This is a genomic window from Nostoc sp. PCC 9305 (genome assembly GCF_963920915.1).
Taxonomy (GTDB): domain Bacteria; phylum Cyanobacteriota; class Cyanobacteriia; order Cyanobacteriales; family Nostocaceae; genus Nostoc.
Genome location: NZ_CAWUDN010000150.1, coordinates 1 through 14,435, shown reverse-complemented (window position 1 = coordinate 14,435; position 14,435 = coordinate 1). Strand labels below are relative to the sequence as shown.

The 14,435-nt window shown below is 41.7% G+C and carries 11 protein-coding genes and 2 pseudogenes; 8 read left to right on the top strand and 5 right to left on the bottom strand.

Annotation, left to right across the window (positions count from 1 at the left end; genetic code table 11):
- Positions 1–158 precede the first annotated feature (158 nt).
- The 4 genes and pseudogenes from ACM0OX_RS32670 to ACM0OX_RS32655 form a co-directional block, all read right to left on the bottom strand.
- Positions 159–584, bottom strand: a complete 426-nt coding sequence (locus ACM0OX_RS32670; protein WP_414519107.1) for a hypothetical protein — start codon at positions 582–584, stop codon at positions 159–161.
- A 412-nt stretch (positions 585–996) separates the two neighbouring features.
- A pseudogene (locus ACM0OX_RS32665) lies at positions 997–1,104 on the bottom strand (HNH endonuclease); the annotation flags it as partial.
- A gap of 857 nt (positions 1,105–1,961) precedes the next feature.
- Positions 1,962–2,192: a DUF6737 family protein gene (locus tag ACM0OX_RS32660; RefSeq protein ID WP_190942320.1), complete on the bottom strand. Its 231-nt coding sequence runs from the start codon at positions 2,190–2,192 to the stop codon at positions 1,962–1,964.
- A gap of 59 nt (positions 2,193–2,251) precedes the next feature.
- Positions 2,252–3,871 (bottom strand): cyclic peptide export ABC transporter, encoded by a 1,620-nt coding sequence (locus ACM0OX_RS32655; RefSeq protein WP_414519106.1) that lies wholly within the window; start codon positions 3,869–3,871, stop codon positions 2,252–2,254.
- A 339-nt stretch (positions 3,872–4,210) separates the two neighbouring features.
- Between ACM0OX_RS32655 and ACM0OX_RS32650 the strand changes: the two genes are divergently transcribed.
- From ACM0OX_RS32650 to aepX, 8 genes are all read left to right on the top strand, one after another.
- The gene (locus ACM0OX_RS32650) at positions 4,211–5,866 is read left to right on the top strand and encodes a B12-binding domain-containing radical SAM protein (RefSeq protein WP_414519105.1); all 1,656 of its coding nucleotides are present in this window, start codon (positions 4,211–4,213) and stop codon (positions 5,864–5,866) included.
- Positions 5,867–6,107: 241 nt separating this feature from the next.
- Entirely contained in the window at positions 6,108–7,562 is a 1,455-nt protein-coding gene (gene hpnJ, locus ACM0OX_RS32645) for a hopanoid biosynthesis associated radical SAM protein HpnJ (RefSeq protein WP_414519104.1), read from the top strand.
- A 77-nt stretch (positions 7,563–7,639) separates the two neighbouring features.
- Complete coding sequence (gene hpnK / locus ACM0OX_RS32640; protein WP_414519103.1) at positions 7,640–8,536, top strand: hopanoid biosynthesis-associated protein HpnK; 897 nt, start codon at positions 7,640–7,642, stop codon at positions 8,534–8,536.
- A 131-nt stretch (positions 8,537–8,667) separates the two neighbouring features.
- Positions 8,668–9,888, top strand: coding sequence for a bacteriohopanetetrol glucosamine biosynthesis glycosyltransferase HpnI (gene hpnI / locus ACM0OX_RS32635; protein WP_414519102.1), 1,221 nt, complete (start codon positions 8,668–8,670; stop codon positions 9,886–9,888).
- Positions 9,889–9,970: 82 nt separating this feature from the next.
- On the top strand, positions 9,971–10,576 hold the full coding sequence (locus ACM0OX_RS32630; protein WP_414519101.1) for a CDP-alcohol phosphatidyltransferase family protein: 606 nt from the start codon (positions 9,971–9,973) through the stop codon (positions 10,574–10,576).
- 47 nt (positions 10,577–10,623) lie between these two features.
- Positions 10,624–11,337, top strand: a complete 714-nt coding sequence (locus ACM0OX_RS32625) for a 2OG-Fe(II) oxygenase (RefSeq protein WP_414519100.1) — start codon at positions 10,624–10,626, stop codon at positions 11,335–11,337.
- Positions 11,338–11,541: 204 nt separating this feature from the next.
- Positions 11,542–12,297, top strand: coding sequence for an NTP transferase domain-containing protein (locus ACM0OX_RS32620; RefSeq protein WP_414519099.1), 756 nt, complete (start codon positions 11,542–11,544; stop codon positions 12,295–12,297).
- 215 nt (positions 12,298–12,512) lie between these two features.
- Positions 12,513–14,168, top strand: a complete 1,656-nt coding sequence (aepX, locus tag ACM0OX_RS32615; RefSeq protein ID WP_414519098.1) for a phosphoenolpyruvate mutase — start codon at positions 12,513–12,515, stop codon at positions 14,166–14,168.
- On the opposite strand, the pseudogene ACM0OX_RS32610 reads toward aepX, so the two are convergent.
- A pseudogene (locus ACM0OX_RS32610) lies at positions 14,157–14,435 on the bottom strand (hypothetical protein); the annotation flags it as partial. The gene aepX and the pseudogene ACM0OX_RS32610 sit on opposite strands and share 12 nt — an antisense overlap.

Below are 14,435 nucleotides of genomic sequence, written 5' to 3'. Positions count from 1 at the left end.
CGTAGCTTTGGCGGGGTGGGGTTCTTTCTTATTTTTGATTTATGCAAGAGGTCTACTGTTGCACTTCCAGCGATCGAGAAAACTGTTAGGAGCGATGCGATAAACGCATCGCTGCTGTGCCGCTTTTCAAGCTTTTGTTTAGTATTGAGAAGCAACCATTACAAAATACCGACTGAAAGTTTAAAAGGAATCGTTCGATTTCTGTCCTTATTGCCACCCTTTAGATACACACGAACTATATAGTTGCCACTCTGTGACAAACGAACGCTTCCATCGTTGCCCGATATTGAGCTGTTATAAATTGCCCGATCTGTGCTGCCTGGTGAGAGAATGTTGAAGTATGCTGCTCCATTGGTAATCAACGAAACCGACAGCCTCTGCCCTGCCCGCGCATTCAGAATGTAGTCATGGTATTGGTTGCCCGCGATCGAAGACTGTATAAAAGTGTTGTCTTTGCCAGCGGAAAACCGTACGGTCGTATGAGCCTGAGCTAACGACGGTGCAGTGAAGCTAAATGTGAGTGATGTGGTGATGACCGAGGCGGCTAAAACACTACGAATAAGAGTCAAGGCAGAGTTTTTCATGTGATAGTTTCTCCGTCGCAAGCAATTCATTGCTTATTGTTCTAATTAATCAGCAAACCGTTCAGCTTAATTAAATTACCCCAAGCAAAAGTATTAATCTTCAAATTTGAAGATTGGTACTATGTTTTTGATGGTATTCAAATCTATCTAAATGTATCTTGATTTTTGTTTTATCATTTTGCCTTTAGTATTTCTTCAGACTTACCTCGATTTTTCGCCTATTAGCTAGTGTCGAATCACATGAGTTGATCTGAGTACCGGGGAATATTTCTAAGTATTACGAGTAAACTGTTCTACCTATGCGAGTCCGCGAGTTGGAGGTATTGAGTTAGGTCGAGGGGGAGTACTATCTCCCGCCCCTCCCATTTAGAACCGGACATACCCGTTTTTGTGTATCCGGCTCCCGACAATCTTAAGTATCCCTTTTGCTCATGTAGATATATTGGTGACAGGATTGATGTACTGCCATCATATTTTGGGATTTCCAGTTATTATGGTTGCCATCAATGTGATGGAGATGGGGAGCAATGCGATTTTGTGAGGTTGGGAAAAAAGGTGCGATGCCTGCGGCGGGCGTAGCCATCGCTAAACACAAATACTGTTAAAAAAATAAACTTTGATTACACGAATATGATTAAACCACACCACAATTTATCTTCTTAACATATCCCAAGAAGATAGGGGTTAAATAATTTGAGCATATATATTTTTTTCCATTAAGGTAGATAATCCCTATCTCAAAACTATTGCTAATTGAGAATCCTACATTTTTTATTGTCAGAAAAAGAGACTGAAAACTCGTTGTGACTCAGATCATCTTTTTTACAGTATAAATACTGCTTGTTTAGTATAAATATATTTTAATTACTGGGCAAAGTGTTTAGCGATGGCTACGCCCGCAGCAGGCATCGCACCTTTTTTCCCAAACCTCACAAAATCGCATTGCTCCCAAACGATCTCAAATTCTCACGAATGATTTAGGACTGCTATATAAGCAACAGATACCTCTGAGGTACTTGAAAGTCGTTTTGAGGTACTCCAAAGTCGTTTTGAGGTACTTGAAAGTCGTGTTGAGGTACTCCAAAGTCGTGTTCAGGTACTCCGAAGTCGTGTTCAGGTACTCCGAAGTCGTGTTCAGGTACTCCGAAGTCGTGTTCAGGTACTCCGAAGTCGTGTTGGAGTACGCGTCGAGTACACAGGTGCGGGCTACGCCTACGCTTGACTTTTAAGACAGTCGCTACATTGATAGATTTTATTACAAGTAATCACCCGAACTTGATATAATTAGCTGGACACGATCTGAAATGCTAAATCTCTGAACACAGTGGAATAATTTTCTCTACCTGGACTAATTTATAGGATTACATTAAGCTCAAACTACTCTTTATACGACTCCAAAATTCCACTGCGAATCATTAGTTGTGGCCAAAACAACACAAAAAATACCATCCACGTTCCTATTGGGATGGAAACGAGAACTGTTAGCCAGATAGTTTTAAATAGTAACCAGCTACCACCAATCAGTGTTACACCTGTGAGAACTATAGACCAGGGTTGACACCACCAAGGTTTGTAGTTCCAAGGACTTATGGGCTTTTGTTCAGACATTAGTTTTATTTAGTCAAACTCCAAATATTCTTTTAAGAATTATGAATTGTTTTGCCAGATTAAGTTTTATCGTACTCTATTTTGCCATAGTCAAGTTTGATAATTCGGTCTGCTAAATGAAAATAGCGATCGTCATGGCTAATCACCAGAACTGTTTTACCCCGCGATCGCAATTCTGGAAGAAGTTGAGTGTAGAATATTTCTTTGAATACTGGATCTTGATCGGCTGCCCACTCATCAAATAGATAAATTGGCCGATCTTCCAAGTAGGCTGTAAGTAAAGCTAGCCGTTTTCGTTGTCCTTGAGAAAGAGCAGTGGTAGAAATTTGTCCATTTTCAACTTTCACTTTATGGTCTAGTTGCAGTTTTTGTAAATATTTTCTGGCTTGAGCATCCAAGTGAGAATTTTTTAGTCCTAAAAGTTCTTCAAATAAATAAAAGTCGGAAAAGACCACGGAAAAATGCTGGCGATACCATTCTCGATTCTCTTCGCTAATTAACTCGTCATCAAACCAGATTTCGCCGTTGTCTGGGATATAAAGACCAGTAATTAGTTTGGCTAATGTAGATTTACCGCTACCATTACCGCCGACAATGAAGACTAATTCTTGAGGATAAAGTGTTAGATCGACGGGGCCAAAAATAAAGCTATTGTCTTCTTGTTCTGTGTAGTAAGTGTGGGTGACACTTTGAAATTTTAACCTGTGCCAGTCAGATTTTAGAGCAGGTGGAAGAGTAGATATTTCAGTTCGACTAGCTAGAGATAAACCTAGTGATTCAATTTTTTGTAAAGCGATGCTAGCTTTGCTTAATAGAGGAAGTTTACTAATGATGTTATCCATTGGTAACACCAAGTAAGTAAAGGTCAAAATGTAGCCAGAGAGAGTTTCGGGATTGATAGTAAGCAGATTAGGCAGGACAAACAGTACAAAACCGAGAGCAAAAAAGAATATGAGTTGACCCCAACTTGAAGTTATGGCAAAAAGGCTTAGACCGTTAACGTTGTGATCGCGAAACTCGTTAGCAGTTGATTGTAGTTTCTCTTCTAAAAAGTCTTCACGCCGCTTGTAATTTAGTTTAAGTTCCTTGACTCCTTCGGTAATGGTGCGAAAATGTTTAAATAGATAATCTTCATCTTCACGAGCTAGAGTAAGTAATTGCCCACCTCTGTTGAGTAGCCACTGACAACTAGCGATCGCTACTACTGAAATCCCACAAACCATCAGCAATACTAACCAAGAAAGCCAGGTTATATACGTTATACAACCCAGGACGATCGCTAAATTAATAAAGATAAAAGGCATCTGATAAACAGCATTAGCCACCGCCTGAATATCTTCTGTTAAAGTTGCCAATAATCGAGGATTCCCTAAACGTTCCAGATGACTCAACTCAGAATCGAGAATCTGGCGACTTAAACGCATCCGTAATTGCAAAACTGCATTCTGAGAAAGGCGAATCAGCATCACTTGAGAAATGATACTGGTAATTAGTGCAACTATAGCCAGCCCCGCAAAACCCCAAATTATCGATGTGAGGCGGGAAGGAGTACCGCTACTTGCAGCATGGCTAATTAAGGCAATTAAGCCAGCACTACTACCGCCACTCAAAAATCCGGTAGCGATCGCGATCGCTACCATTCCCCACGAAGAACGCAAAAGAAAGTAAATCAAATTCATGACAAATGCCTATACCCAGTTGGATACAACAAAAAATGAAAATCTCTCTTTTTATGTCCCATGCGCGATTTCCATAATAGTTGTTTGCCAACCAATTAAATTTGCATTGCTAGGGTAGATTTTATATTTTACCAGTTAAATACCCTTTCAAATATCACGATGAATCAGGCAGAAGGCAACATTCGACGATTTATAATCTTTAGGACTTTGTTTTGAGCAAAAATACATTTATAATCCCTTCTGCCTTCTGCCTTTCTTTGGTAAGCTAGTTGGAATTACAGCTAATTATGTCAATAAACTGTCAAATTACCTGCTCAGTTTTCCAGGGTGAAATTTGCGATGACTGTAAATTTAAAGTCTTTAGAGAACCAAATTAATGTAGCGGCCAATTCTAAAACCGCTTCTGTGACTCAAGGAACCCGCTACGTTCCTTTGCACCATCGACGCATTCTGTGTATTTTTCCCAAGTACAGCCGTTCCTTTGGTACTTTTCATCACGCTTACCCACTTATGGGTAAAGTCCGGGCTTTTATGCCACCCCAAGGTATTTTAATTGTGGCTGCCTATTTACCTAAAGAATGGGAAGTGCGGTTTATTGATGAGAATGTCAAATCAGCAACGAGGGCTGATTATCAATGGGCTGATGTGGTGATTGTGAGTGGAATGCATATCCAAAAACCACAAATTAATCAAATTAATGAACTTGCCCATCGAGCGGGCAAAATTACCGTTGTGGGCGGCCCTTCGGTATCTGGTTGTCCAGAATATTATCCTGATTTTGACATTTTACACTTGGGCGAATTGGGAGATGCTAGCGATCGCATGATCGAGTATCTAGACCAAAACTCTCAACGTCCGCAACAACAAATTCGCTTTGAAACCAAGGAACGTTTACCCTTAACAGAGTTTCCCACCCCAGCTTATCATTTGCTGAATATCAATGATTATTTCCTGGCAAATGTGCAGTTTTCTAGTGGTTGTCCTTATCGCTGCGAGTTTTGCGATATTCCCGAACTCTATGGCAACAGTCCCCGGATGAAAACGCCAGAGCAAGTAGTCGCTGAGTTAGACGCAATGAGACAATCAGGCAATTTGGGGGCAGTGTATTTTGTCGATGATAACTTTGTTGGCGATCGCCGCGCCGCCATGAAGTTACTTCCGCATCTGATTGACTGGCAAAAACGCAATGGCTACCCCATCCAGTTTGCCTGTGAAGCAACGCTCAACCTAGCTCAAAGTCCAAAACTGTTGGAAATGATGCGCGAAGCTTATTTCTGCACAATCTTTTGTGGTATCGAAACACCAGAACCAAATGCTCTCCATGCTATTTCCAAAGACCAAAATCTGAGTATGCCGATCTTAAAAGCGATTCAGGTTTTAAATAGTTATGGCATGGAAGTAGTATCAGGAATCATCATCGGGTTAGATACAGATACACCAGAAACAGCAGACAGAATAATCGAATTTATTCGGGCATCGCAAATTCCCATGTTGACAATTAACCTGCTTCATGCATTACCAAGAACTCCATTATGGCGGAGATTAGAAGCAGAAGGGCGACTTGTCTATGATGAAAGCCGCGAATCAAATGTTGAATTTTTGATGCCTTATGAGCAAGTTATTGAGATGTGGCGGCGCTGCATTACAACTGCTTATGAACCGGAATTTTTATATCAGCGATTTGCCTACAACATGGAACACACCTATCCAAATCGCATCAAAATTCCTAACAGCCCATCTCGCGCTTCTGCGGCTAATATTCGCAAAGGTTTAACTTATTTAAGCAATATTTTACTGCGGGTAGGCTTATTTAGTAACTATCGTCAGACTTTCTGGAAAATGGCCAAGCCAGCACTAAAAGCAGGTAATATTGAGAACTTAATTCACGTTGGACTTGTGGGACACCATTTGATTAAGTTTGCCCAAGATTGCGCCAAAAATGAAGAATCAGCTTCGTTTTATTCTCAAAAAATCCTCACCAAAGTTCGTAGCTAACTGTCAAGTGAAGGAGGTAGGGGGCAGGAGGAAAATGTCTATTTCTTATCTCTCCGTGTTCTCTGCGCCTCTGCGGTAGCCTGCGGCAAGCCGCTTTGCGTCTACGATTAAAAAATATTTTTCATTAAAGAGAGAGAAATAGAAAATTTAATGAATGATTTAGGACTGCGATCGCATCTGCTGCCCTTTAGGTTTTATCCTAAAAAAGTGTTAGCTACAACCTGCAAAAGGAAATCTACCTGTGAAAAAAACTTTGTTTCTCAGTCCTCCTTCCTTCGATGGGTTTGATGGTGGTGCAGGTTCCCGATACCAAGCCAAGCGCGAAATTACTTCCTTCTGGTATCCTACGTGGTTGGCGCAACCCGCAGCTCTTGTGCCTGGTAGCAAGCTTATCGATGCACCCCCACACAATCAAACAGTAGAAGATGTCATCGAAATTGCTCAAGATTACGAGCTAATTATCATGCACACCAGCACGCCTTCCCTGGCTAATGATGTCAAGTGCGCTGAGACAATCAAAGCTCAAAACCCTGATGTCAAGATTGGCTTAATTGGAGCGCACGTCGCAGTATTACCAGAACAGACGTTGCTTGAAAACCCAATCATTGACTTTGTGTGTCGTCACGAATTCGACTATACCTGCAAAGAAATCGCAGAGGGTAAATCTTGGGAAGAAATCACAGGTTTAAGCTACCGCGATCGCCAGGGTAATATACGTCATAATGAAGACCGCCCATTGATTCACGATTGGGATTCGATGCCCAGTGTGTTGCCGATTTATCATCGCGATTTGGATATCACCAAATACTTTATTGGCTACTTGCTGCATCCATACATTTCCTTTTACACCGGGCGGGGCTGTCCGGCAAAATGCACCTTCTGCCTTTGGCCGCAAACAATTGGCGGACACTTATACCGCACAAAAAGCCCCGAAGCTGTTGGGCGCGAGATGGAAGAAGCGAAAGCCATCTTCGGTGACAAAGTGCGGGAATATATGTTTGATGATGACACATTTACTATAGACAAACAGCGAGCGATCGCAATTAGCGAACATCTGCGGCGACTCAAACTGACTTGGAGTTGCAACGCTCGTGCAAATCTAGATTATGACACCCTGAAAAAACTACGCGATAATGGCTTACGCCTACTTTTGGTCGGATTTGAATCTGGCAATCAGCAAATTTTAGATGGGATTAAGAAAGGAATCAAGCTGGAAGTAGCGCGGAAGTTTATGGAAAATTGTCATAAACTTGGCATTACCGTACACGGCACATTTATCATTGGTTTACCCGACGAAACCCCACAAACAATCGAAGAAACAGTCCGGTTTGCTTGCGAGATTAGTCCTCATACAATTCAAGTTTCCATCGCAGCTCCCTATCCCGGAACAGAACTTTATCGTCAAGCACAAGAAAATAATTGGTTTAGCAACACTTCTTTAGTTGCTAGTTCTGGAATTCAAATGTCTACACTGCAATATCCAAATCTCTCCAGTGCTGAGATTGAGGATGCAGTTGAGAGAATGTATCGTAAGTTTTACTTCCGTCCCAGAGCGATTATTCCAATTGTTGGTGAAATGCTCACCGATCCCCAAATGTTAGTGCGCCGCTTGCGTGAAGGGCGGGAATTTTTCTCTTACTTAAAAGATCGTCGCACCCAAGCAACAGCAAAAGCAGAATCAGTAGTTGTTGGTTAGTTGTTCATTTTGAATTTTGGATTGGATCGGCGTCAGTCTAACTCAATAGCTCAATTATCAGAAAAAATACAGAATATATGCAAGCACAGCGATTTGCCATCATCAATGGTGATGACTTTGGTTTCTCTGAAGGAGTTAATCAAGCAATTATCAAAGCACACAAAGAAGGAGTGCTAACTAGTACCAGCCTGATGGTGAGCGCTGATGCTGCAAAAGAGGCTGTCACCTTGGCAAAAGCCAATCCAAATTTGGCTGTTGGATTACATCTTGTGTTGATATGTGGACGCTCTGTCCTACCACCAGAGCAAATTCCCCATTTAGTTGACAAACAAGGTAACTTTTCCAACAGTCCATTTTTCGCCGGTTTACGCTATCAATTTGTCAAGGAAACCCATCAAGAATTACGTCAGGAAATTCGCGCCCAGTTAGAAAAATACCGTTCTACTGGTTTACCTCTTTCTCATGTGGATGGACATTTGCATTTGCATATACATCCAGTAGTCTTGCGAATTTTAGTTGACTTGGCAGCAGAATTTGATATTAAAGTAATTCGTCTTCCCAGTGAAGAACTAGGAATGACTTTGAGAGTTAATCGCAGTCATCTACTGACAAAGCTAGTTTGGTCAGGGGTATTTGGTAGACTAAGCCGCTATGGTGAGAAACTGCTAGAGTCCCAAGGTATTAGCTTTACCCAAAGAGTTTACGGCTTATTGCAAACTGGGGGCATTACAGAGGAATATTTACTTGGGTTGATACCCCAAATTCAGGCAAACTTGGTTGAGATTTACTCTCATCCAGCGATGCCTGCGGCGGGCTTCTCTACGAGACGCTGCGCGAACGCCAACGCAAATGGAGAACTAGGGACGGGTGAAGCAGAACTGGCTGCATTGTTAAGTCGTCAGGTACGTGAAGCGCTCCTGAGTAACGGCTTTGAAATTACCAACCATCATTTGCTATCCCAACGTACCACCTAAATTTGATTTTCCATAATTTCAAAGTAATAACTCTGTCATCCAAATCCCATTTGACGTACATACAAAAATTCTAAACTTATCGGCAGTGAATCTAGAAAATGCTAATACTAATTGCCTGGTAATGAATGGCCATGTTTGCATCTACCTTCTTAACAAATCTTCACCCGATCGCTAGTAATTTTCTCCTAATTTTGTGCATCACATCTGTTTTATTTTATTGCTATGCAATTTATGCAGCAATCACTTTTTTTGCTGCTCCCCAGGCAATTAATCGAGAATTTCATCCACCTGTTAGTATCCTCAAACCCATTTGTGGGCTTGATAGTAATGCTTATGAAAACCTAGCCTCATTTTGCCAGCAGGACTATCCCAAATATCAAATCATCTTTGCAGTACGAAACTCTCAAGACCCTTGCATAGAGATTGTAGAGAAAATTATCCACAATTTTTCAGATTTGGATATTTTGCTGATTGTAAGCGATCGCATCATCGGTACAAACCTGAAAATTAGCAACATAGCCAATGCCGCAGCCAAAGCCAAATACGAAATTCTAGTCCTTGCTGATAGTGATATTCGAGTTGGAACAGACTATTTGCAAAGAGTTATCCAGCCGTTGCAAGATAAAAACGTGGGTGTAGTTACCTGTATGTATCGAACCGTAACTCAAGGATGGATATCGATATTAGAAGCTATTAGTACTACTACTGAATTTCACGCCGGAGTTTTAGTCAGCAACATTACAGAAAATGGTATAAAATTTGCCTTTGGTTCTACGATTGTCATCCCGAAAAAAGTACTAGAAGCTATCGGTGGATTTGAAGCGATCGCTGATTATCTGGCAGATGATTTTCAACTAGGCTATCTACCTGTCCAAGCAGGTTACAAAGTTGTACTTTCTGACTACATAGTTGAACACGTACAGATAAGCAGCAATTTAGTTGATGCCATCAGACGACAGATTCGTTGGGCGCGTGGTAAACGAGTTTCTCGTCCTTGGGGTTATCTAGGACTAATTTTTACCTATGGTGTTGTCACCAGCTTGTTGCTGCTGATTGCCACTAATGGTTCAATATTAGGATGGCTAGGATTATCTATCTGTTGGGTAACAAGATTGGTGATGGCTTGGGTTGTTGGTACTATCAGTTTGAAAGATCCAATAGTCAAAAAGTTTTTGTGGCTCGTTCCTGGGTGCGACTTGTTAAGCTTTGTTATTTGGTGTTTTGGCTTTATTGGCAACACTATAGAGTGGCGGGGAAAACAACTGAAGCTAACTAAAGATGGAAAGTTATTAGTACCAGAAGACAAAAATTATGAATTATCAATTAAGGTTTTGACTAATAAGGGCGCATAGCAGTATGCACCTTGCGCATGTTGCATCCAAATGAGAACCGCTATATATATATTCCAAGACCAGATCAAATTTAAGTTCGTCTATGATCGCAAAGCCTTGGGATGCTCAACTTGCTTACTGGCTAATTAAACCTCTAAAAGACAGTTGGGTAAATCCCAATCATCTTACTACAGTACGACTTTTGACAGGGTTGGCGGCTGCGATCGCCCTCGCAGTTGGTGATATCATTTGGGTTAACATTGGGGCATGGCTATTTGCTTTATCTAACTTTCTCGATCATACAGACGGTGAATTAGCTCGTTTGAGTGGGAAAAGTAGCAAATGGGGACATCAGTATGACCTTGTTAGTGATGCCATCATCCATATTCTATTGTTTGTGTGTATTGGATATGGTCTTAGGGAAGGACAATTTGGTTGGTGGGCGTTGGTGATGGGGATAGTATCTGGCGTGTCTGTAGCTTGCATCTTTCATTTGCGAAACCAAATGGAACAACGTTTAGGTAAAGACGCTAGCCGTCAACCGAATTTCGCTGGCTTTGACATTGAAGACGTGCTGTATTTGTTTCCCATAGTTCCCTTACTGAATGGACTAGAGCCGTTATTAATCGCAGCGACAATTGGAGCGCCAACCTTTGCAGTATGGGTAATTTGGCAATTTTGGACACTCCCGCAATCTGAATCAAACTAGATAAGGAAGCAGTGAGAGAATAAATAAATATTTATCAATGGACATCAATGGAGCTTCAAACTGAAATTGATAAAGCTATAGCAGCCGTTGATTACCAAAAACTTCAAGTTGAGTTTCAAGCTCAAAATGAATTTTTGGTAGTGGAGAACTTTGTCCCTAACTCCATCATCAAGCAGTTTTTGGCGTTGTTGCCATCTTTGCAACCTGCTATTAACCGCAACTATATTCCCAATCATAAAAAGGGCGGTAGTATCAGCCGCTATAGCTTAGATAGCCTTGCTCCGATTTTCGGAGAGTTTTATCAACTCAGTGCCTTTTTCGAGTTCCTGAACAAAATTACGGCAGAAAAACTCCTTCCCTGTCCTGATACCGATCCTCATACTTACGCGCTGTACTATTACACTGAGCCTGGAGACCATATTCAGTATCATTACGATACTTCTTACTATTACGGTAAACGCTATACAGTGTTGCTTGGTTTGGTTGATAATTCATCCAGTAAGCTGGAATATCAACTCTACAAAGATATTCCAGAACGGGAGACACAAACGCGATCGCTCTCCTTAACTCCTGGTACTCTAGTATTATTCAATGGTGACAAACTTTACCACAGAGTTACGCCTTTGGGCGACAATGAACAGCGTATTGTCTTAACTCTGGAGTACGTCACCGACACCCGCATGGGTATGCTAAAACGTTTTGTCTCAAATATGAAAGATGCGATCGCCTATTTTGGTTTTCGCCAAGTGTTTCGCTCTTAGCACTACAATCTTGCATCCCTCCTGTCTCCTGCCTCCTGCCTGGTTGTTGAGTTTCGACTACGCTCAACTGCCGCGTAGTCGAAACATTGCCTCCATGTTAAGAATTAATTAACAAATATTGTCTTGACTAAAAAACAGTCATTATAAAATACTGGGAAAACTTCCAGATTTACTGATGTCTAAGCTACTGTTGGTGATTTGACGATGAAGGCAATTATCTTAGCTGCTGGCGTTGGACGACGCTTAGGTAAAGACGGGCAAATCCAACCCAAATGCTTACTGAAATTTAACGGCAAATCTCTACTTGAGCGCCATTTTAACAATCTCCGTCATTACCAAATTGATGAAGTAGTGATTGCTGTGGGTTATCAAGCACAAAGAATTCAGGATGAAATCAAAGCATTAGGAGCCGAAAGTTGGGTCAGTACAATTTATAATCCTGACTACACCAAAGGCAGTACAATCAGCCTTTGGACTGTACGTCAGCATTTACTTGCTGGCGATGACATATTATTAATGGATGCAGATGTATTGTGCGATCGCCACATCATCGAACGATTGGTAAAGACAAATATCCCCAACAGCTTTTTACTAGATCGGGATTTTGAACCGGGAGATGAACCCGTGAAGCTTTGTGTTAGAGATAATTATCTCGTGGAGTTTCGTAAACAAGTAGCTCCTGGTTTAGCTTATGATTTTGCCGGTGAGTCAGTAGGATTCTTTCGTTTTGAAAGCGCTGTTGCTCGCCGTCTTGCGATTCGCACAGAACAATATGTTGCAGACGAACGCGATAATGAACCTTATGAAGAAGTAATTCGGGATCTGCTCTTAGAAACTCCAGAAACATTTAGCTACGAAGACATCACTGGATTACCTTGGCTCGAAATCGATTTTCCCCAGGATATTCAACGCGCCCAAAACGATATTTTACCTCAGATAGAAGTCGCAGAAAATGTCTGAAAATATCTTTGAAAGGAGTCAGGAGTCAGAATTTAGTATGAATTATTTGCTATTAGCAGGTAAATCAAGGAGTTTCAAATCCCTATTAAATATCCGATTTAGTGGTTAAAAACATAGTGACGATTTTGAATCTCCCACTATTTGATTCTGAATTCTGAATTCTGGCTTCTGAATTCTTCTTTCATTATTACTATAGGTTGAGAAAAGCAGAATAAATGCATCAAATATTTGCACCCAATGATACCTCTGCAAAATTAAATAAATGTGCCCAATTGCGGTTATTACTAGAATCGCCTCAACTCGACTTCATTATGGAAGCTCACAATGGGATTAGCGCCCGGATTGTGGAAGAGGCTGGATTTAAAGGAATTTGGGCGAGTGGATTAGCTCTTTCGGCTCAATATGGCGTTCGAGATAACAATGAAGCCAGTTGGACTCAAGTTGTAGAAATGCTAGAGTTCATGTCTGATGTTACTAGCATCCCGATTTTGTTAGATGGGGATACCGGTTACGGCAACTTTAATAATATGCGTCGCCTGGTGAAGAAGTTAGAACAGCGAGGTATTGCTGGAGTCTGTATTGAAGATAAGCTTTTTCCCAAAACCAATAGCTTCATCAACGGAAGTCGCCAACCTTTGGCTGAGATTGATGAATTCTGCGGCAAAATTAAGGCGGGTAAAGATAGTCAGACAGATCCAGATTTTTGCATCGTCGCCCGATTGGAAGCTTTGATCGCCGGCTGGGATCTTTCGGAGGCACTGCGTCGGGCTGAAGCTTACCACGCCGCCGGAGCAAACGCTATCCTAATTCACAGTAAATCATCGCGTCCCGATCAAGTGCTAGCCTTTGCTAAAGAATGGGCGGGTCGTTCCCCGTTAGTGTTTATACCGACTAAATATTACAGCACGCCTACTGATGTTTTTCGCAAAGCTGAAGTTAATTTGGTCATCTGGGCAAACCATCTGATTCGATCTGCTGTTGCTAGTATGCAAGCGATCGCGCGCGAAGTAAAAGCCAGCGAAACTTTAATCAACATTGAAGATGATATCGCTCCCGTAAAAGAAATCTTCCGGCTACAAGGGGCGGATGAACTCATAGAAGCTGAAAAACGCTACTTTAACAACGGACGACAAAATACCCAAGCGATCGTTTTGGCTGCTAGCAGAGGCCAAGAATTAGCCGGATTGACGCAAGATAAACCAAAGGTGATGTTACCCCTTGGAGGTAAACCCCTGCTCAGACTTTTGGTGGACAAATTTAAAAAACTTGCCATCAACGATATTACCGTTGTCGCCGGTTACAAAGCAGAGACTATCAATGTTCCGGGGACTAAAGTCATCTGTAACCCAGATTATGAAACAACGGGAGAATTAGCATCCTTAGCCGTAGCTCAAGCCAGTTTTGGCGAAGAAATGCTGGTGCTTTACGGCGATTTACTATTTAGAAGCTACATCTTGCGAGATTTATTAGAATGTCCCGGAGAAATTGTGGCTGTGGTTGATTCTGTGGCTAACAACAAGTCTGTTAGTGGTTCACCTGATTACGCCTATTGCTCAATTCCAGACGATCTTTCTCTGTTTGGACAGGATGTCAACCTGTTGGATATTTCTAAAACCACACAAACGCAATTAGGAAAGTCTAGCGGCCGCTGGATTGGGATGTTGCGCTTGCGGAGTCAAGGTAGACAATGGGTTAGTGAAGCACTCAATGAGTTGCAAAAACGACCGGAATTTAACAGTCTGGGTTTGCCAGAATTATGCAATTATTTAATCGAGCAAGGCAAACCGATCAAGGTACTTTATATTCGCGGTAACTGGTTAGATGTTAATTCTTTGGACGATCTTGACCTTGCTTTTCAATTAAAACAATAGGGAGCGGGGATTGGGGAATGAGGTGGAAATAAAATTTTGAACTTTGAGGCTCATCGGCGAAGCTCTGAGATTCATCGGCGAAACTCTGAGATTCATCGGCAAAGCTTTGAGGTTCGTCGGCAAAGCTTTGAGGTTCATTGACGAAGCTCTGAGGTTCATCGGCGAAGCTTTGAGGTTCATTGACGAAGCTCTGAGGTTCATCGGCGAAGCTCTGAGGTTCATTGACGAAGCTCTGAGGTTCATCGGCGAAGCTTTGAGGTTCATTGA

Bases quoted from the DNA above. Each gene is read 5' to 3' on its own strand.
- ACM0OX_RS32670 (WP_414519107.1), bottom strand. From the start codon at position 584: ATGAAAAACTCTGCCTTGACTCTTATTCGTAGTGTTTTAGCCGCCTCG.
- ACM0OX_RS32660 (WP_190942320.1), bottom strand. From the start codon at position 2,192: ATGTCTGAACAAAAGCCCATAAGTCCTTGGAACTACAAACCTTGGTGG.
- ACM0OX_RS32655 (WP_414519106.1), bottom strand. From the start codon at position 3,871: ATGAATTTGATTTACTTTCTTTTGCGTTCTTCGTGGGGAATGGTAGCG.
- ACM0OX_RS32650 (WP_414519105.1), top strand. From the start codon at position 4,211: ATGACTGTAAATTTAAAGTCTTTAGAGAACCAAATTAATGTAGCGGCC.
- hpnK (WP_414519103.1), top strand. From the start codon at position 7,640: ATGCAAGCACAGCGATTTGCCATCATCAATGGTGATGACTTTGGTTTC.
- hpnI (WP_414519102.1), top strand. From the start codon at position 8,668: ATGTTTGCATCTACCTTCTTAACAAATCTTCACCCGATCGCTAGTAAT.
- ACM0OX_RS32630 (WP_414519101.1), top strand. From the start codon at position 9,971: ATGATCGCAAAGCCTTGGGATGCTCAACTTGCTTACTGGCTAATTAAA.
- ACM0OX_RS32625 (WP_414519100.1), top strand. From the start codon at position 10,624: ATGGAGCTTCAAACTGAAATTGATAAAGCTATAGCAGCCGTTGATTAC.
- ACM0OX_RS32620 (WP_414519099.1), top strand. From the start codon at position 11,542: ATGAAGGCAATTATCTTAGCTGCTGGCGTTGGACGACGCTTAGGTAAA.
- aepX (WP_414519098.1), top strand. From the start codon at position 12,513: ATGCATCAAATATTTGCACCCAATGATACCTCTGCAAAATTAAATAAA.